At 61.8% G+C, this 18,125-nt stretch carries 14 protein-coding genes and 1 riboswitch; of the genes, 9 read left to right on the plus strand and 5 right to left on the minus strand.

Features of this window, described 5'->3' with window-relative positions; all coding sequences use genetic code 11:
- Positions 1–79 precede the first annotated feature (79 nt).
- Entirely contained in the window at positions 80–1,135 is a 1,056-nt protein-coding gene (speB, locus tag RL_RS29235; RefSeq protein ID WP_011654392.1) for an agmatinase, read from the plus strand.
- 79 nt (positions 1,136–1,214) lie between these two features.
- Here speB and RL_RS29240 read toward each other — a convergent pair whose 3' ends face one another.
- Both RL_RS29240 and RL_RS29245 read right to left on the minus strand, forming a co-directional pair.
- The gene (locus tag RL_RS29240) at positions 1,215–1,799 is read right to left on the minus strand and encodes a cysteine hydrolase family protein (RefSeq protein WP_011654393.1); all 585 of its coding nucleotides are present in this window, start codon (positions 1,797–1,799) and stop codon (positions 1,215–1,217) included.
- Between the two features lie 74 nt (positions 1,800–1,873).
- On the minus strand, positions 1,874–4,237 hold the full coding sequence (locus tag RL_RS29245; protein ID WP_011654394.1) for a putative bifunctional diguanylate cyclase/phosphodiesterase: 2,364 nt from the start codon (positions 4,235–4,237) through the stop codon (positions 1,874–1,876).
- Positions 4,238–4,342: 105 nt separating this feature from the next.
- On the opposite strand from RL_RS29245, the gene RL_RS29250 reads away from it, so the two are divergent.
- A complete protein-coding gene (locus tag RL_RS29250; protein WP_011654395.1) occupies positions 4,343–5,146 on the plus strand; it encodes a transporter substrate-binding domain-containing protein in 804 nt (267 codons plus the stop codon).
- Positions 5,147–5,219: 73 nt separating this feature from the next.
- Here RL_RS29250 and fdhA read toward each other — a convergent pair whose 3' ends face one another.
- Together fdhA and RL_RS29260 are read right to left on the minus strand one after the other, a co-directional pair.
- Positions 5,220–6,410 (minus strand): formaldehyde dehydrogenase, glutathione-independent, encoded by a 1,191-nt coding sequence (gene fdhA, locus RL_RS29255; protein ID WP_011654396.1) that lies wholly within the window; start codon positions 6,408–6,410, stop codon positions 5,220–5,222.
- A gap of 222 nt (positions 6,411–6,632) precedes the next feature.
- Positions 6,633–6,833, minus strand: a riboswitch (cobalamin riboswitch).
- A gap of 172 nt (positions 6,834–7,005) precedes the next feature.
- Complete coding sequence (locus RL_RS29260) at positions 7,006–7,911, minus strand: DMT family transporter (protein ID WP_011654397.1); 906 nt, start codon at positions 7,909–7,911, stop codon at positions 7,006–7,008.
- Between the two features lie 113 nt (positions 7,912–8,024).
- On the opposite strand from RL_RS29260, the gene RL_RS29265 reads away from it, so the two are divergent.
- Positions 8,025–8,900, plus strand: a complete 876-nt coding sequence (locus tag RL_RS29265; RefSeq protein WP_041936853.1) for a LysR substrate-binding domain-containing protein — start codon at positions 8,025–8,027, stop codon at positions 8,898–8,900.
- On the opposite strand, the gene RL_RS29270 is transcribed toward RL_RS29265, so the two are convergent.
- Positions 8,875–9,975, minus strand: a complete 1,101-nt coding sequence (locus tag RL_RS29270) for a GlxA family transcriptional regulator (protein WP_011654399.1) — start codon at positions 9,973–9,975, stop codon at positions 8,875–8,877. The genes RL_RS29265 and RL_RS29270 overlap by 26 nt on opposite strands.
- Between RL_RS29270 and RL_RS29275 the strand changes: the two genes are divergently transcribed.
- The 6 genes from RL_RS29275 to RL_RS29300 all read left to right on the plus strand — a co-directional run bounded on the left by RL_RS29275 (position 9,974) and on the right by RL_RS29300 (position 18,102).
- Positions 9,974–10,876 (plus strand): 3-keto-5-aminohexanoate cleavage protein, encoded by a 903-nt coding sequence (locus tag RL_RS29275; protein ID WP_011654400.1) that lies wholly within the window; start codon positions 9,974–9,976, stop codon positions 10,874–10,876. The genes RL_RS29270 and RL_RS29275 overlap by 2 nt on opposite strands.
- Positions 10,877–10,883: 7 nt before the next feature.
- Positions 10,884–12,374, plus strand: coding sequence for a carnitine 3-dehydrogenase (locus RL_RS29280; protein ID WP_011654401.1), 1,491 nt, complete (start codon positions 10,884–10,886; stop codon positions 12,372–12,374).
- A gap of 10 nt (positions 12,375–12,384) precedes the next feature.
- Positions 12,385–13,545 carry an acyl-CoA dehydrogenase family protein gene (locus RL_RS29285; RefSeq protein ID WP_011654402.1) on the plus strand — a complete coding sequence of 387 codons (1,161 nt, stop codon included), beginning with the start codon at positions 12,385–12,387 and terminating at the stop codon, positions 13,543–13,545.
- Positions 13,546–13,549: 4 nt separating this feature from the next.
- Complete coding sequence (locus tag RL_RS29290) at positions 13,550–15,604, plus strand: acetate--CoA ligase family protein (RefSeq protein WP_011654403.1); 2,055 nt, start codon at positions 13,550–13,552, stop codon at positions 15,602–15,604.
- A gap of 6 nt (positions 15,605–15,610) precedes the next feature.
- The gene (locus tag RL_RS29295) at positions 15,611–16,393 is read left to right on the plus strand and encodes a carnitinyl-CoA dehydratase (protein ID WP_011654404.1); all 783 of its coding nucleotides are present in this window, start codon (positions 15,611–15,613) and stop codon (positions 16,391–16,393) included.
- Positions 16,394–16,512: 119 nt separating this feature from the next.
- Complete coding sequence (locus tag RL_RS29300; protein ID WP_011654405.1) at positions 16,513–18,102, plus strand: ABC transporter substrate-binding protein; 1,590 nt, start codon at positions 16,513–16,515, stop codon at positions 18,100–18,102.
- Positions 18,103–18,125: the final 23 nt, after the last annotated feature.

Here is an 18,125-nt window from a genome sequence, read left to right on the forward strand (position 1 = left end):
ACCGATTGCTACAACGATACCAATTGCTTTCTCAACCTCTTTGTCTAACGAGACGGACCTGAAGCGGAGACACATGCGCATGGTGTGGGACAAAACGCGGCTGGAGCAGCTGCGCGCAGAATTTGCAGACGCCAATGGCGGCGAGATATTCGATGAGAAGTTTCGCAAAGTGGCGGAGAAGATCATCTCCAAGAGCGGCACGAGACTGGCGCCATATGCCGGAGTGCCGACCTTCCTCAGCGCGCCTTACATGCAGGTCGCTGCCGAGGATCCGGACTTCGGCAATCTCCAGGTTGCAATCACCGGGATTCCCATGGATCTAGGCGTCACCAATCGCCCAGGCTCGCGTTTCGGACCGAGGGCACTTCGCGCCATTGAAAGGATCGGCCCCTACAACCACGTTCTTGCCACGGCGCCAGTCTTCGATCTTCGGGTCGCTGACATCGGCGACGTACCGTTCCAAAGCCGCTACCGGCTGGAACTCAGCCATGACGACATCGAAAAGCGCATCGGCCAGATCGTCGATGCCGGCGTTGCCCCGCTTTCCGTCGGAGGCGATCATTCCATCAGCCACCCGATTTTGAAGGCCATCGGTCGGCAGCAGCCAGTCGGCCTCATTCATATTGATGCTCATTGCGATACAAGCGGCGCCTTCGATCAGACGAAATTTCATCACGGCGGGCCGTTCCGCAATGCGGTGCTGGACGGCGTGCTCGATCCGACAAGGACGATCCAGATTGGCATCCGTGGTTCGGCGGAATATTTGTGGGAATTCTCCTATGCGTCGGGAATGACCGTGATCCACGCAGAGGACATCAGCGGGATGGGGATTCCTGCCGTCATTGCCAAGGCAAAATCCATCGTCGGCGACGGCCCCACCTATCTTTCCTTCGACGTCGACAGCCTCGATCCGAGCTTTGCGCCTGGCACGGGCACGCCCGAGGTCGGTGGATTGACCACGCGTGAAGTCCTTGAACTGATACGCGGGCTGAAAGGGATAAACCTAGTGGGCGGCGATGTCGTCGAAGTTGCCCCGCAATATGACGCAACGACCAACACAGCGCACGCCGCGGCACAAGTGCTCTTTGAGATTCTGAGCCTCATGGTGTTTAGTCCCTCGATCGGCAAACGCTAAGGCCAACCTCTCGGTCATCTCCATGTCATTCGTGGCGATGAGCAGTATTGCTGCGAAGGCTGTATCGCCACACGAGGCTCTAGCCAACCTCGCTCAAAAATTCTTCGGTCTCCATGAGTTCGAGCTGCACGGAAAACCGATCGTGCAGAAGTTCCAGTGACGCGTCATGCGTATCGTCGGCGCCGCTGCACACGGCGTCTCTTAGGACGATGACACGATAGCCGAGATCAATCGCGCCGAGTGTCGTGGCAAGCACGCAGACATCCGTTTCACCGCCCGTTATCACAAGCGTATCGACCCGCTCCGACTGAAGGATCGGATGAAGGCGGCCGTCGATCCAGGGGGAATAGGTGCGCTTGTCGAAGTGCCTTGCCGGCGGAACCAGCGATGCCAGTGATGAAGCGAGATCGATGAGGCCGCGCGGAAGATGTTCGCCCGTCATCATCCACCATTTCTGGTAATAGTCCCGCCATTTCCCCGGCATATCGTCGGCATGCTCGGGCGGCAGGAAGCGGGTAAAGATCGTTTGCGCCGGGTGCCGTCCGGCCAGCTCTTCGATCTGGGGAGAGATCCGTGCCATCCAGGGAACGTGCCACGGCGTGTCTTCGGCAAACATCCGCTGCATGTCGACGCAAAGGTGCCGCCACTCCCCGAGCTCGCCCATCACATCCTCCATCCGGTCTTCGGGCGTCAACTTTTGCCGGGGGCGAAAGTTCCTGGCGGAAGATCAGAAGCCTCTTAGGCGACGGCGCTCTCGGCTTTCCGGAAACTGTCAAGGTCGCCAAGAGGAACGGGTTTGGAGAAGAAGTAACCTTGGAGGTCGGTGCAGCCGAGGGCGGCCAGAAAGTCGCGTTGGTATTCCGTTTCGACCCCTTCGGCCGTCGTCGAGATACCGAGGTTGCGGCTGAGCGCGACGATGGCGCCGATGATTGCTGCCCCGTTGGCTTTTGTGCCGAGCTGTGAGACGAACGATCGATCGATCTTGATGCGGTCGATATCGAAGCGCAGCAGATGGCTGAGACATGAAAAGCCGGTTCCGAAATCGTCGAGCGAAATCTGAACACCCCGGCTGCGCAGCGACTTCAGCACCGTATGGACGTCCGAGTTATCCTCGATGAGCGAGGACTCGGTGAGCTCGAGTTCGAGCCGGGACGGCTGCAGGCCACTCTCCTCAAGCACGGCGAAGACTTCCTCGGCGAAATTTGGTCTTCTCAACTGGGCGGGAGACGCATTGACCGCAACGAATGTGTCTTCCGGCCATTTGCAGGCGGCTCTGCAGGCTTCGCGCAAGACCCAGAAACCGAGAGCGTCGATGAGGCCGCCCTCCTCGGCGACGGGGATGAAGCTGGCAGGCGTCAAGAGTCCGCGCTGGCTGTGACGCCAACGCACGAGAGCCTCCGCGCCCGACGCTGCGTATCCTGCCCCAGCGCGATGTACCGTTTGGTAATAGACCTCGAGCGATCCGAAGTCCGGCCTGTTTACAATCGGATCGGATTGCGAACCGTCGGCGAATGAGGCCGTGTCTTTGGCCAGAACTTCCCGCAATTCATTCTTGAGAATGTCGCGCGCATTCCGGCCGCCGTCCATGGACGGTGAATAGAGACGCCACTGGCCTCTGCCTCCCATCTTTGCCTCGTACAGTGCGACGTCGGCGTAGCGCATGATGTCATCGGCATTCCGTCCGGCGTCCGGCACGACGGTCACGCCGATCGAGCCGCCGACGCGCGCGACCGCCTCGCCTCTCAAAAGAGGGAAGGGTTTGCCGAGTTCGGCAACGATCGCTTCGCATATTGCCGGCAAAACATGGTCATGATCTTTGATGTCGCGGAGAAGCAGGGCGAATTCGTCCCCTCCGAGCCGGGCAAGGGTGTCGCCCGGACGAAGCAGGGAGCGGATCCGCTCCGCAGCCATCCTGATGAGCTCATCGCCGGCCGCATGGCCGAACGTGTCGTTCACCGCTTTGAAGCGGTCGAGGTCGAGAAGCGCGACTGCCGAACGCTCGGTCGAATTCTGCGTCTCGGCCAGGCACTCGTCGAACCTCATCGCAAACAAGGCGCGGTTGGGAAGATCGGTCAGCACATCATGCAAGGCAAGCTGCCTTGCATGCAGCTCGCTTCTCTTCAACTCGCCGAGACTGCTTCGCAGACGCACCAGCAGGACCGAGAACAGGATCGCGATCACCAAGGCGGCAATCGAAAGCGCCGGCATCAATCGGCCGATCACCCTCGAACCTGGAAGATCGGGCCTCCATACGATGAAGCCGATCGGTTCGCCGTTTGCCGTGGCGTCGATCTGGAAGGCAACCTCGTTTTCGTCTGCATCGGCCGTGCGCGCGAAGCGTGCGCCGTTGAGGCCCTGTTCCCGGCTCAATTCGTCCAGCGCCGCACCATCGATAAACCGCACGACGATCAGGAATTGCCGTATCGGCTGCCGCTGCCTCTCCGTGGCCTCGTTGATGGCGACGACGCCGACGATGGTCGGCCGACCTTCCAGCCGCATCAGATTGGCCAGCGCCCGGTTGGAGCGGGCGGCATTCGCAAGACGGCTTTCCATTGAGGACGGCGTTCGTTCGTTGGAAACCGTGCCGCGCCTCACTCCAAGCTGGGCATCCTGAAGGAGAGGCAAGAAGAGAGGCTTCATCCATCGATAACGCTTTTCCGTTTGGGCGTCCGCCAGCATGAGCAGTTGCGCCTTCTCGTCGACGACAAAGGCCTGATCGTAGCCGAAGGCGGACATTGCGGTCTGGCTGATCGCACTCCCGGCCGCCGCCGTCAGAACGGCCTCGAGGCTGGACGAACCTCCGGTCGATCGGGCCGCCGGATAAACGCGTGTAAGGTAGCCGTTGCCGAACTGGCCGATAACATGGGCGACTTGATCGACCTGTTCGCGCAGGCGGGCATTCACAAGCTGGCGCTGCCGATCAAGGGCGGCAGCATCGCTTTCGGTTCCTGCCCAGAGCGCCGAAAGCACGACAAGTCCGATCGCTCCAAGCCCGCTGACGGCAATAAGAAACAGTATTCTTCCCGAAGCGATCCAGGATTGCTGAAACGTGTTGGAGCTGGAAGGAAGAACGATGTGCAAGCGTAGACCCCTGAACACCACGACGCGGGCGCATTCGTCGACGCTAACAAAGAAGCGTTCACGTAGAATTAAAAGCTGTGACCCACTATGGCGCGAGATCGACTATGCCCCAAGGAGCTCCCGACGATGTTGCGCATATCCATTCAGACTATATTGCGCGGAGCGCTGATGGCGGGCGGGATCGGTATCTTTTTGGCTGCCTCGCCGCTCGAGGTGGCTGCGCAAGATCGCACGCCGATGAGAATTGCCGTCGAAGGTGCGTTTCCGCCCTTCAACTATCTCGATGCAAATAACAAGCTTCAGGGCTTCGATATCGATATTGCCAATGCGCTGTGCGAGGTCGGCAAGTTCGAATGCCAATTCATCATCGAGAAGTGGGACGACATCATTCCCAATCTCGTTGCCGACAAATATGACGCGATCATCTCATCCATGTCGATGAGCCTCGAGCGGCGTCAAAAGGTTGCCTTCACTGAAAAATACTACAACAGCCCGTCGGTGTTCATCGTTCGCAAGGATTCGTCGATCAACGACATCAGCCCCGTCGCCCTCAGCGACAAAAAACTTGGGGTGACATCGTCGACAGCGCAGGAGTCCTTTGCCAACCATCTCTATCCGGAGATGGAAAAGACGATTTTTCGGTCTTCGCCCGAATTGTACAAGGGTCTGGCGGATGGGAGTGTCGACATTATCCTCGAGGATAAACTCGCCATCTATGACTGGATTGCCAACACCAAGGCAGGAAGCTGCTGCGAGTTCAAAGGGCCGGATCTGGTCGACGTCACATACTTCGGTGAGGGTGCTGGTATCGCGCTGCGCCTGGATGACAAGGAGCGTCTGACGCGCCTGAACGAAGCGCTGAAGAGCATCAAGGCGGACGGAACCTACGATATGATCAACGCCAAATATTTCCCGTTCAGCATCCAGTAGTTCGCCGGCCGATATTCGAGAATGCGGGATGGTCGGGTTTTTGCCCGACCATCCCTGTCTTCGGTCGTTAGCACTATGCGGCTTTCGCGACCTCTCCGTGCGGATCGAGGACATATTTTGTCGCCGCCCCATGGTCGAAGCTCTCATATCCAGCAGCGGCATCGTCGAGCGGGATGACCTTGGCGTTGACGATATCGGCAATCGGCAGTCGGTCGTGGAGGATCGCCTGCATGAGCTGACGATTATATTTGATCACCGGAGTCTGGCCGGTGTGGAAGGACTGCGCCTTGGCCCATCCGAGGCCGAAACGAAGCGACAGATTGCCGTGTTTGGCGGCGTTGTCGACGGCGCCCGGATCCTCGGTAACGTAGAGGCCGGGAATGCCGATCGAACCTGCGGCACGGGTAATCTCCATCATCTGATTGAGGACGATCGCCGGCTGTTCGCCGCCCGAGTGGCCGCGTGCCTCGAAGCCGACCGCATCGATGGCGCTGTCCACCTCATTGGTGCCGACGACCTGCGCAATCATGTCGCCAAGACGGTCGCTCTTCGACAGGTCGATCGGTTCGAAACCGACCTTCGCCGCATGCGCCAGGCGGTCCTTGTTGAAATCACCGATCATCACGACTGCAGCACCGAGAATGCGAGCCGAAGCCGCAGCCGCAAGGCCGACCGGGCCGGCGCCGGCGACATAGACGGTCGAGCCGACCCCAACGCCTGCACGCACCGCGCCATGGAAGCCGGTGGGCAGAATGTCGGAGAGCATGGTGAGATCCCGGATCTTCGCCATTGCCTTGTCCCGATCGGGGATTTTCAGCAGGTTGAAATCTGCATAGGGAATGGTGACGTAGCGCGCCTGTCCGCCGATCCAGCCGCCCATGTCGACATAACCGTAGGCACCGCCGGCGCGGGCCGGGTTTACCGTCAGGCAGACACCGGTATCCTGAGACTTGCAGCAGCGGCAACGGCCGCAGGCGACATTGAAAGGCACCGAGACGATATCGCCGATGTCGAGCATCTCGACATCGATGCCTTTCTCGATGATCTCGCCGGTGATTTCATGACCGAGGACCAGGCCCGGCATCGCCGTCGTGCGGCCGCGGACCATATGCTGATCGGAGCCGCAGATATTGGTCGATATCACCTTCAGGATGACGCCGTGTTCGATGCGGCGGCCGTCGGGCGCTTCCAGCTTCGGATCGTCGATGTCGCGGACTTCGACCTTGCCCGGCCGGAGATAGACGACGCCTCTATTTTTGCTCATGGATTCCTCCCACTTGTTTGAATGCCTCGATCTGCAACCGATGCAGCCGATGGCAACCTTCCCTCCGGCCTGCCTCCTCTGCAGCCCGGTGTCCACAACACGAGGATACCGCCGCACCGGGCGATATTCGGATTTTGCAAAAGGGACAGATTGGATGGAGAAGAGGAGCAAACGGCACGGCTTTCGCCTGTCGTTCCGCTCGTGACCGTCTGCCGCAATCCGTCGATTTGCTGTGCCAAGAGCTGGTTTCCAGCTCCAGAATCTCCTTTCGATCCATCTCGATATCTTTCCGGATGTCTATCCGGCGATTTCCTTGAGGATTTCAGTTCTTCTACCGCTGCGGGGCAGCGCCGACGTCAGGCCGGCTTGCCAATGGTCCATTTCGCCAGTTTGCGAGATAGCGCTTTGGACACCACAAACAAACCACGCCTGACCGAAAACAGCGATCAAGAAAACGACATGGGCGCAACTCAAAGACGACAGTCGGCAAAGTCGCAATGGCTCGCCACGTGGGATAAGTAATGAACCCGCGAATGCGGCGGTTTTCCGGTTCGTCGGGGGAAGATTTGATTGCCGCTGCCTCGAGATGGCAAGCCTAGGCGCGATGCTGCCGGCGGCTGCGGTTGACGTCGATGGCCGTGTGCCAGAGCACGGCGCCAAGGATGATCGCACCGCCGAAAAAGGTGGCAACGGGCGGCTGCTCGGAAAACAGCAGCCAGACCCAGAAGGGCGTGAGCACGATTTCCATCGTGCCGATCAGCGCCGCCTCCGCCGGTGGCATTCGTTTCGCCCCGGCAAGGAAGAGCACCAGTGCGAGAGAGAAATTGGTCGCGCCGAAAGCAGCAAGGACGATCCAGTTGTGCAGGTCGAGCGAGCCGACCGAACCGAACGGAGCAAAGATGGCAAGCGTCAGGAAGGCGCTGACGACGGTCGGAGGCAGGCTCGGCACGCCGGGATTGATGCGCGGAATGATGATGACGAGCGCAAAGGACGCCGTCATGCCGAGCGCCAAAAGGTCACCCCAACCGGTCCCGCCGCCGATCGACGAGGCGACGATGACCGCAACGCCGAGGAGCGAGATGCCGCCGGCAATCAGCGTCCGCCTGGAGACCCTCTCCCTGAGGATGACCCAGCCGAGCAACGCTGCGATGAAAGGCGCGGTCGCATAGATCATCGTCACATTGGCGACGGTGGTCATGTAGAGCGCCCCGATGAAGCATACCTGACTGAAGGTCTGGCATGCGATCATTGCAAGTCCGGACGGATGGAAGACGGAACGCCATTGCTGCCGCGAGATGCCCCCTTCGAGGAAAAGGCAGGGGATCAGCAGGAACAGGCCGCCGAACAACGACCGCCAGGCGATCGCCGTCCATACGTCGGTGGTGAGCAGCCGCGAATAAACACCGCTCGCGCTCCAGGCAAGCGTCGCGGCAATGATGAGAAGCACACCCTTCTCGTGCTCGCTGCCTGCGAGGCGTCTGGCCGGATTTTCAATGGTCACGCAGATATTCTCAAAGAAGGAAGTCGAACGCGGCTCTTTTGTGCGCCCAGAATTGACATCAGACAAACGAATAGTAGAGATGACTACCATCGATTTTTTCTATGGCTATTCCGATGCACGAGCCGATTGAGAGCGACCTGCTGAGAACCTTCCTGGTCGTCGCCGAGACGTCGAACTTCTCCGCCGCCGCCCAACGCATCGGGCGAACACAATCGGCCGTCAGCACCCAGATCAAGCGGCTCGAGCAGACGATCGGCGAAACGCTGTTCGATCGCGGTGCCCGCGGCGTGCTGCTCACGCGCCCGGGCATACAGCTGGTGCCCTACGCCCGCAGGATCATCGATCTTTTGAACGAGGCGGCCGCGACGATCCGCAGCAAACCGCTGGATGGACCGGTGCGCATCGGAATTCCCGAGGAATACAGCCAGACGGTACTGCCGGCGGCCCTTGCGGCTTTCGCTGTCCGCCACCCGGCCGTCGAGGTCACCGTGTCCTGCGACTATACGGTCCGCAACCTGGCCGCCCTCGAGCGGGACGAGCTCGATCTGGCCGTCGTTTTCGACTGGAGCGATGAGACCAAAGGCGAGGTCATCTGCATCGATCCCACAGTCTGGGTGACGTCGATGGTCCACCGGCTGCACGACATCAATCCCCTGCCCATTGCGACCTATCGCAACTCCACCTGGTCGCGCGATTTTGCGCTCCGGTCGCTGGAGCAGATCGGCCGCAATTACCGGATCGCCTTCATCGCCGATACCGGCTCGGGGCTGAAGAATGCCGTGATCGCCGGCCTTGCCGTCACCACGCTTTCCCGCAGCAACATACCGCCCGGCTGCCGGGAGCTGACCGCCGAAGACGGTTTCCCGCCGGTCGATTCCTCCAAGGTCGTGCTCCGCCGAAGCACCTACCGTTCCAGCGAAGCCGTCCGGGAACTTGCTGAAATGATACGGGACGCGTTCCAGCCTATCCCAGCATCTCCGATGACGTGATGCGGCGGCGCAAGCGGCGCCGGGTCTCCGACGGGCTCTCGGAAAAACTCGCCCGGTAGCTTCTCGCAAAAGCAGAGGCCGAATTGAAGCCGGTCGCCGCCGCGATGTCGGCAAACGAGGCTGTCGTCTCGATCACCTTGCGGCGCGCCGCATTCAGGCGCAGCGCCAGATAATGCACATGCGGCGGCGCGCCGATGCTCTGCTGGAAGAGATCCTGCAGATGCCGGGCGCTGATCCCCACCCGGCGGGCCAGCCGTGCCAGGACCAGAGGCTGCTCGATATGCTCCTCCATCAGCCGTACTGCCTGCGTCACGCGGGGATCGTGCATGCGCAAGCCGGCTGAGGCTGCGGAAAGCGGCTCATCGGCATGGAAGGAAGGCTGCTCGTAACGGAACAGCCGGCTGACCTCGAGCGCCAGCGAATACCCCTGCCGTTGCCGGATCACTTCCAGCATCAGGTCGACGGTCGGAAGCGAACCCGAGGTCGTCAGCCGCTTGCCGTCGATGACGAACCGATCCTTGACGGCCCGCACCTCAGGATAAGCCAGCGCAAAATCCTCGTAGTCCTCCCAGTGGACAGTCGCCGGCAGTCCGTCGAGCAGGCTGGCTTCGGCCAGCAGCCATGTGCCGGATTCGATGCCGGCAATCACCGTGCGATAGCGGGCGGCCTGGGAGAGCTGCATCTTCAGCGCCGGCGTAGCACTTCGGCGCCAATTGTAACTGGCCAGCACGAACAGCGGCGTATCCTCGGTCGTCGCCTTGAAAGCGCCTTGCGCGGGCACGGCGATATCGCTGGTGGTCAGGACCGGCGCTCCGTCCGGCGTCAGCAGCCGCCAGCGATAGAGTTCGCTGCCGGAAATGCGGTTGGCGCCACGCAGCGGCTCGATGACCGAGGCGATCAGGATCAGGTTCGCGTCCGGCAGGACGAGAAGGTCGATATCGAGCCGTTCCGTCGATCGCTGCAGCAAGATCCCCTCCTGTGAGTTCCGATAATGTATCGATTGCTTCCGAAATTGCAACGCATCGCCATCCATCCTGTCGCGTAATGCGGATAAGACGAGGGAGAACAAAAACATGCCTCTTGCGATGAACCGCGATGTCTTCATCACCTGCGCCGTCACCGGCGCCGGCGACACGGTTTCCAGATCCACCCACGTGCCGATCACTCCCAAGCAGATCGCCGATTCCGCCATCGACGCGGCAAAGGCCGGTGCTGCGGTCGTTCACTGCCATGTCCGCGATCCGGAAACGGGCGCCGCCAGCCGCCGTAACGATCTCTACAGGGAAGTCACCGACCGCATCCGCTCGGCGGATGTCGACGTCGTCCTCAATCTCACCGCCGGCATGGGCGGGGATCTGATCTTCGGGGATGTCGAGAGCCCCCTTCCCCTTAACCCCAAGGGCACGGATATGGCCGGCGCCACCGAGCGCGTCAGCCATGTCGCCGAATGCCTGCCAGAGATCTGCACGCTCGACTGCGGCACGATGAACTTCAACCTCGGCGACTATGTCATGACCAACACGCCGGCCATGCTGCGGGCGATGGCGAAGAAGATGACCGATCTCGGCGTCCGCCCCGAGATCGAGGCCTTCGACACCGGCCATCTCTGGTTTGCCAAGCAGCTTGCCGAGGAAGGTCTGATCGAAGACCCGGTGCTGATCCAGCTCTGCATGGGCATTCCGTGGGGGGCGCCCGACGATCTCAACACCTTCATGGCGATGGTCAACAACGTGCCTGAGAGCTGGACCTTCTCAGCCTTTTCGATCGGCCGCAACGCCATGGCCTATCCGGCGGCGGCGGTGCTCGCCGGCGGCAATGTCCGCGTCGGCCTGGAAGACAACCTCTTTGTCGGCAAGGGCCAACTCGCCACCAATGCGCAGTTGGTCGAAAAGGCCGTGCAGGTGGTCGAAGGCATGGGTGCCCGGATTATCGGTCCGGAAGACGTTCGCAAGAAACTCAAACTGACGAAGCGCTGAGGACGGCATGACTGGGATCAACAAGGCGGCTTGTATCGGCGGCGGCGTCATCGGCGGCGGATGGATCGCGCGTTTCCTGCTGGCCGGTATCGACGTTGATGTGTTCGACCCGCATCCGGAGGCGAGCCGCATCGTCGGCGAAGTCATCGCCAATGCCGAAAAAGCCTATGCCATGCTGACCGGAGCACCCCTGCCGCCGCACGGCAGGCTGACCTTCTGCGCGACGCTCGAGGAAGCCGTTGCCGGCGCCGACTGGATTCAGGAAAGCGTGCCGGAAAGGCTCGACCTCAAGCGCGGCGTCCTGACTGCGATCGATGCTGTGGCGCGCCCAGACGCCCTGATCGGCTCGTCCACCTCAGGCCTGCTGCCGACCGATCTGCAGCGCGACATGAAGCATCCCGAACGCCTCTTCGTCGCCCACCCCTATAATCCCGTCTATCTGCTGCCGCTCGTCGAAATCGTCGGCGGCGAGAAGACCTCGGCGGCGACCATCAAGGCGGCGATGGAAAGATTGCAGCCGATCGGCATGAAGGGCGTTCACATCGCCAAGGAGATCGAGGCCTTTGTCGGCGACCGGCTGCTCGAAGCGCTCTGGCGCGAGGCCTTGTGGCTGATCCACGACGATATCTGCACCGTCGAGACGCTCGATGACGTCATCCGCTATTCCTTCGGCCTGCGCTGGGCGCAGATGGGCCTGTTCCAGACCTACCGCATTGCCGGCGGCGAGGCCGGCATGCGCCACTTCCTCGCCCAGTTCGGCCCCTGCCTTGCCTGGCCCTGGACCAAGCTCACCGATGTCGTCGATCTCGACGATGCGCTGATCGAAAAGATCGGCCAGCAATCCGACGAACAGGCGGCCGGCCTCTCGATCCGTGAACTCGAACGCATCCGCGATGAAAACCTCGTCGGCATCCTGCAGGCCCTCAAGGGCGGCGATGGCGGCAAGGGCTGGGGCGCCGGCAAGCTGCTGAAGGACTTCGAGCAATCGCTCTGGGCACAAGGCGGCGGGACAACGACGTCTTTCGACCCGTCGAAGCCGCTGAGGCTCGTCGAGACGAAAGTCAGCCCTGCCTGGGTCGACTATAACGGCCATATGACCGAACACCGCTACCTGCAGGTTTTCGGCGATACCTCAGATGCGCTGCTGCGCCTCGTCGGCGTCGACGTCGCCTATGTCGAGGCGGGACACAGCTACTACACGGTGGAAACCCACATCCGCCATCTCGGCGAAGCGAAGCTCGGCCAGGCGATTCATTCGACCTGCCGGATCCTTGATGTCGACGACAAGCGGCTGCACGTCTTCCACACGCTTCACGATACGGCGACGGGCGAGGCTCTCGCAACCGCCGAGCACATGTTGCTGCATGTCGACAGCAAGGCCGGCAAGGCCACACCGGCGCCGGCCGTTATTCTCGACAAGGTCAAGGCGATCGGCAGAGCCCATGCGGAGTTGGCAGCGCCCGAAGGCGCCGGCCGTCACGTCGGCCAGAGGCGGTAGGAGGATCGGCATGAATTTCGGACTGAGCGAAGAACAGGAAATGATCGTCGAGACGGTCCGCGCCTTCGTCGAGACCGAAATCTATCCGCATGAAAACGAGGTCGAGCGCAGCGGCATCGTCCCGCCGGAGCTCGGAGACGAGATCCGGCGCAAATGCATCGATCTTGGCTTCTATGCCTGTAATTTCCCGGAAGAAGTCGGCGGCGCCGGCCTCGACCATGTCACCTTCACGCTGGTCGAGCGGGAGCTCGGGCGCGGTTCCCTCGGGCTGACGGTTTTCTTCGGCCGGCCTTCAGGCATCCTGATGGCCTGCGAGGGCGAGCAGCGTGAGCGCTACCTCCTACCCGCGGTGCGCGGCGAGAAGATCGATGCGCTCGCCATCACCGAGCCGGACGCCGGGTCGGACATGCGCGGCATGAAATGCGCCGCCCGCCGCGACGGCAGCGACTTCGTTCTCAACGGCACGAAACACTTCATTTCGCATGCCGATGTCGCCGATTTCGTTATCGTCTTTGCCGCGACGGGCGAGGAGGAAACGCCGAAAGGCATCAAGAAGAAGATCACCGCCTTCCTGGTGGATCGCGGCACGCCGGGCTTCGAGATACTCAAGGGCTACGATTCCGTTTCGCATCGCGGCTACCATAACTCAACGCTCAGCTTCACCGATTGCCGGATTCCGGGAAGCCAGGTACTTGGCGAGGTGCATCGTGGCTTCGAAATCGCCAATCAATGGCTCTATGGCACGCGGTTGACGGTGGCCGCCACCTGCGTCGGCCGGGCACGGCGCGTCTTCGACATGACGCTGCCTTATGCCGCCGAGCGCAAGCAGTTCGGTAAGCCGATCGGGGCCAATCAGGGCGTGTCGTTCAAACTCGCCGATATGATTACCGAGATCGACGCGGCCGACTGGCTGACGCTCGCCGCCGCCTGGCGGCTCGATGCCGGCCTCTCCGCGGACCGGCAGATCGCCTCGGCCAAGCTTTACTCTTCCGAAATGCTGGCCCGGGTCACCGATGAAGCGATCCAGATCTTTGGCGGCATGGGCCTGATGGACGACCTGCCGCTTGCCCGCTTCTGGCGCGATGCGCGTGTCGAGCGCATCTGGGACGGCACCTCCGAAATCCAGCGGCATATCATCAGCCGCGACCTGCTTAGACCCTTGGGAGCGTGAGCCGATGACGCCTCGCCCGCTCGACCGCCTGCTCAGACCGCAAACGATCGCCGTCTTCGGCGGCCGTGAGGCGCGCAGGGTGATCGAGCAATGCGACCGCATGGGTTTTGCCGGTGAGATCTGGCCTGTTCATCCGAAGCTCGACGAGGTGCTGGGGCGGCCCTGTTATCGCTCCGTATCCGACCTGCCTTCGGCTCCGGACGCCGCCTTCGTCGGCGTCAATAGGATGCTGACCGTCGAGATCGTCCGTAGCCTTTCTGAGGCCGGTGCCGGCGGTGCAGTTTGTTATGCATCGGGTTTCAGCGAGGCGACGGGTGAACTCGGCGACGGTGCCGAACTGCAGCAGGCCCTTTTGCAGGCGGCCGGCGACATGCCGATCCTCGGGCCGAATTGCTACGGACTGATCAACGGTCTCGACGGTGCGCTGCTGTGGCCCGATCAGCATGGCATGCAGCGTATCGAACGTGGCGTCGCGATCCTCACACAATCCTCCAATATCGCCATCAACCTGACCATGCAGACCCGCGGCGTGCCGATCGCCTATGTCGTCACCGCCGGCAATCAGGCGCAGACATCGCTCGCCGATGTCGCCTGCGCACTGATCGACGACCCGCGTGTCACGGCGGTCGGCCTTCATGTCGAAGGTTTCGGCGATCTCTCTGCACTCGAACGCCTGGCCACCATGGCCCGACGGTCGAGGAAGCCGGTCGTCGTGCTGAAGGTCGGCAGGTCCGAGCAGGCAAAACGCGCGGCGGTGTCGCATACCGCCTCGCTTGCCGGCAGCGATGCCGTCGCGGATGCCGTGCTCGCCCGCCTCGGCCTCGGCCGCGTCCAGACTCTGCCGGCGCTCTTGGAAACCCTGAAGCTGCTGCATGTCGCCGGGCCGCTCGCAAGCCATTCGATCTCGTCGATGAGCTGTTCCGGAGGCGAGGCGTCGCTGATGGCGGATGCCGCCGTCGGTCGCAACGTGGAATTCGCAGCCCTGCAGCCGCAACAATTGCCCCGGCTGCGGCGGGTCCTCGGCGAGATGGTGACGCTGTCCAATCCGCTCGATTACCACACCTTCGTCTGGGGGGATCTCGCACGCCAGATCGAAGCCTTCAGCGCCATGTTCGAGGGCGGCTATGCCCTCAATCTCGTCGTCCTCGATTTTCCGCGCGGTGACCGCTGCGATGCGTCCGAATGGGCGATGACGGCAGACGCGGTCATGACGGCTGCCGCCGCAACCGGTGCGCTGGCCGGCCTTCTGGCGACCCTTCCGGAAAACATGCCGGAGCCCATCGCCGATCGGCTGATGGCAAACGGCATCGTTGCCTTCTGCGGCATCGACGAAACCATCGTCGCGGCGGAAGTCGCCGCCGGCATCGGCCGGGCGTGGGATCGCCCGGCTCCCCTGCCGCTGCTCGACGTGTCCCCTATGGACGGCGAAATCGAGACGTTGACGGAGGCCGATGCGAAGGCGGAGCTGGCCGCTTTCGGCCTTCCGATTCCGCGAGGCCTGTTGGCCTCTTCTCCCGGTCAAGCGGCCGAGCAGGCCGAGCGGCTCGGTTTCCCCGTCGTGCTGAAAGCGCTCGGCATTGCGCACAAGACCGAGGCCGGGGCCGTCGCGCTCAACCTGGAGGATATTAAGGCCGTGTCGAATGCGGCAGCGGCAATGCCGCCGAATGCCGGTTATCTCGTCGAGAAAATGATTGATCCGCCGGTCGCCGAGCTCATTGTCGGCGCCATCCGCGACCCTGTCTTCGGATTGTCGCTCACGCTTGGAGCAGGCGGAATCTTCGTTGAATTGCTTGAAGATTCCATCATCCTGCCACTTCCGGCGACGAAAACCGACATTCGCGCGGCGATTTCGCGCCTCAAACTTGCAAAATTGATCGGTGGCTATCGCGGGCGGCCAAAAGGCGATCTCGAAGCCGCTGTCGGCGTTGTCTCAGCAACGGCAGATTATGTCGTAAAGAACGCGGCATGCTTGGAGGAACTCGACATTAATCCATTGATGGTTCTTCCCGAAGGGCGTGGCGTTGCCGTAGTCGATGCCCTGATACGGCGAAGGAGGTAGTATAGGTTGAGCGACCACATTCGCACACGACAGGACGACGGAGTGCTCGAGGTCGTCATCGACCGGCCGAAGGCGAATGCCATCGACCTCGCGACCAGCCGTGCCCTGGGGTTGATCTTCCAAGATTTCCGCGACGATCCGACGTTGCGCGTCGCCATCGTCTCGGGTGCCGGCGAGAAGTTTTTCTGTGCCGGCTGGGATCTCAAGGCGGCGGCATCAGGCGATGCGGTCGATGGAGATTACGGTGTGGGCGGCTTCGGCGGGCTGCAGGAACTGCGCGACCTCAACAAGCCCGTCATTTGTGCGGTCAACGGCATCTGTTGCGGCGGCGGACTGGAGATCGCGCTCTCGGCCGACCTGATCCTCGCCGCCGATCATGCGACCTTCGCCCTGCCGGAAATCCGCTCGGGCACGGTTGCCGATGCGGCTTCCATCAAGCTGCCGAAGCGCATCCCTTACCACATCGCCATGGACATGCTTTTGACCGGGCGCTGGCTCGACGTTCACGAGGCGCATCGCTGGGGTTTCGTCAACGAGGTCCTGCCGGCCGACCGGTTGATGGACAGAGCCCGGGAGCTTGCCCGGCTGCTTGAGAGCGGGCCGCCGCTCGTCTATGCGGCCATCAAGGAAATCGTGCGCGAAGCGGAGGGTTCGACGTTCCAGACTGCCATGAACAAGATCACCAAGCGGCAGTTTGCGACGGTCGACACGCTCTATTCGAGCGAGGACCAACTGGAAGGCGCGCGGGCCTTCGCCGAGAAGCGAAGCCCCATCTGGAAAGGAAAGTAGAGAAGCGGCAGCAACCGCAATATCTTCCCGCATGATGCGGGCACCGGAGGAGGAGAGGAAACCGCCTGCGGACCATGCCCGGAAGTTCTGTCAACGCACCACAAAGAAGGAACAGGGGAATGACCGACTACACGAAATATCTCACAAGCCGCGTCACCGCCGGCGGGCTCAGCCGCCGCGAATTCATGGGACGCGCCATGGCGGCAGGCATCACACTTGCCGTCGCCGACAAGCTCTTCACCGAAAGTGCAGAAGCCGCCGAACCGAAGCGCGGCGGCCACCTGAAGCTCGGCCTCGAAGGTGGTGCGGCCACCGATTCCAACGATCCGGCAAAATTCCTGTCGCAGGTCATGTTCTGCATCGGCCGCTGCTGGGGCGACATGCTGGTCGAATCCGATCCGCTGACGGGTGCTGCCGTGCCGGCGCTCGCCGAATCCTGGGAGCCGTCAAAGGACGCGGCGACCTGGACCTTCAAGATCCGCAAGGGCGTAAAGTTCCACAATGGCAAGGAACTGACGATCGACGACGTCGTTGCGACGCTGAAGCGTCATACCGATGCGAAGTCGGAATCCGGCGCGCTCGGCGTTCTCGGCTCGATCAAGGAGATCAAGGCCGACGGCGGCAATCTCGTGCTGACGCTCAGCGAAGGCAATGCCGACATGCCGCTGCTTCTGTCCGATTACCACCTGGTCATCCAGCCGAATGGCGGCGTCGATGATCCGCTGGCCTCGATAGGCACCGGCCCCTACAAGATGACGAGCTTCGAGCCCGGTGTCCGCGCCACCTTCGAAAGAAACAAGGACGACTGGCGCACCGACCGGGGTTATGTCGATTCGATCGAAATCATCGGCATGAACGATGCGACCGCCCGCATCGCGGCCCTGTCGTCCGGCCAGGTGCACTACATCAACCGCGTCGACCCGAAGACCGTCAATCTGCTGAAGCGCGCCCCCAACGTCGAGATCCTCTCGACTGCCGGCCGCGGCCACTACGTCTTCATCATGCACTGCGACACGGCGCCGTTCGACAACAACGACCTGCGCCTCGCGCTCAAATACGCCATGGACCGCGAGACCATGGTGCAGAAGATCCTCGGCGGCTATGGCAAGGTCGGCAACGATTTCCCGATCAACAGCACCTATGCGCTGTTTCCCGAGGGCATCGAGCAGCGCGTTTACGATCCTGACAAGGCCGCCTTCCACTACAAGAAGTCAGGCCATAGCGGCTCGGTCCTCCTGCGCACCTCCGAAGTTGCCTTCCCCGGCGGTGTCGATGCGGCTGTCCTTTATCAGGAAAGCTGCAAGAAGGCCGGCATCGAGATCGAGGTCAAGCGCGAGCCGGGCGACGGCTACTGGACCAACGTCTGGAATGTCCAGCCCTTCTCGACCTCCTACTGGGGTGGCCGTCCGACGCAGGACCAGATGTATTCCACCGCCTATCTCTCGACGGCGGACTGGAACGACACCAAGTTCAAGCGTCCTGACTTCGACAAGCTGCTGCTGCAGGCCCGCTCCGAACTGGATGAAGCCAAGCGCAAGGACATGTACCGCACCATGGCGATGACGGTGCGCGACGAGGGCGGGGTGATCCTGCCGATGTTCAACGACTTCGTGAACGCCTCCACCAAGCAGGTGAAGGGTTATGTCCACGACATCGGCAACGACATGTCGAACGGCTACGTCGCGACCCGCGTCTGGCTGGAGGCCTGATGGCAAGGGGGCGTTTGCCCCTC

Source organism: Rhizobium johnstonii 3841 (genome assembly GCF_000009265.1).
In the GTDB taxonomy this organism is placed as follows: Bacteria; Pseudomonadota; Alphaproteobacteria; order Rhizobiales; family Rhizobiaceae; genus Rhizobium; species Rhizobium acaciae.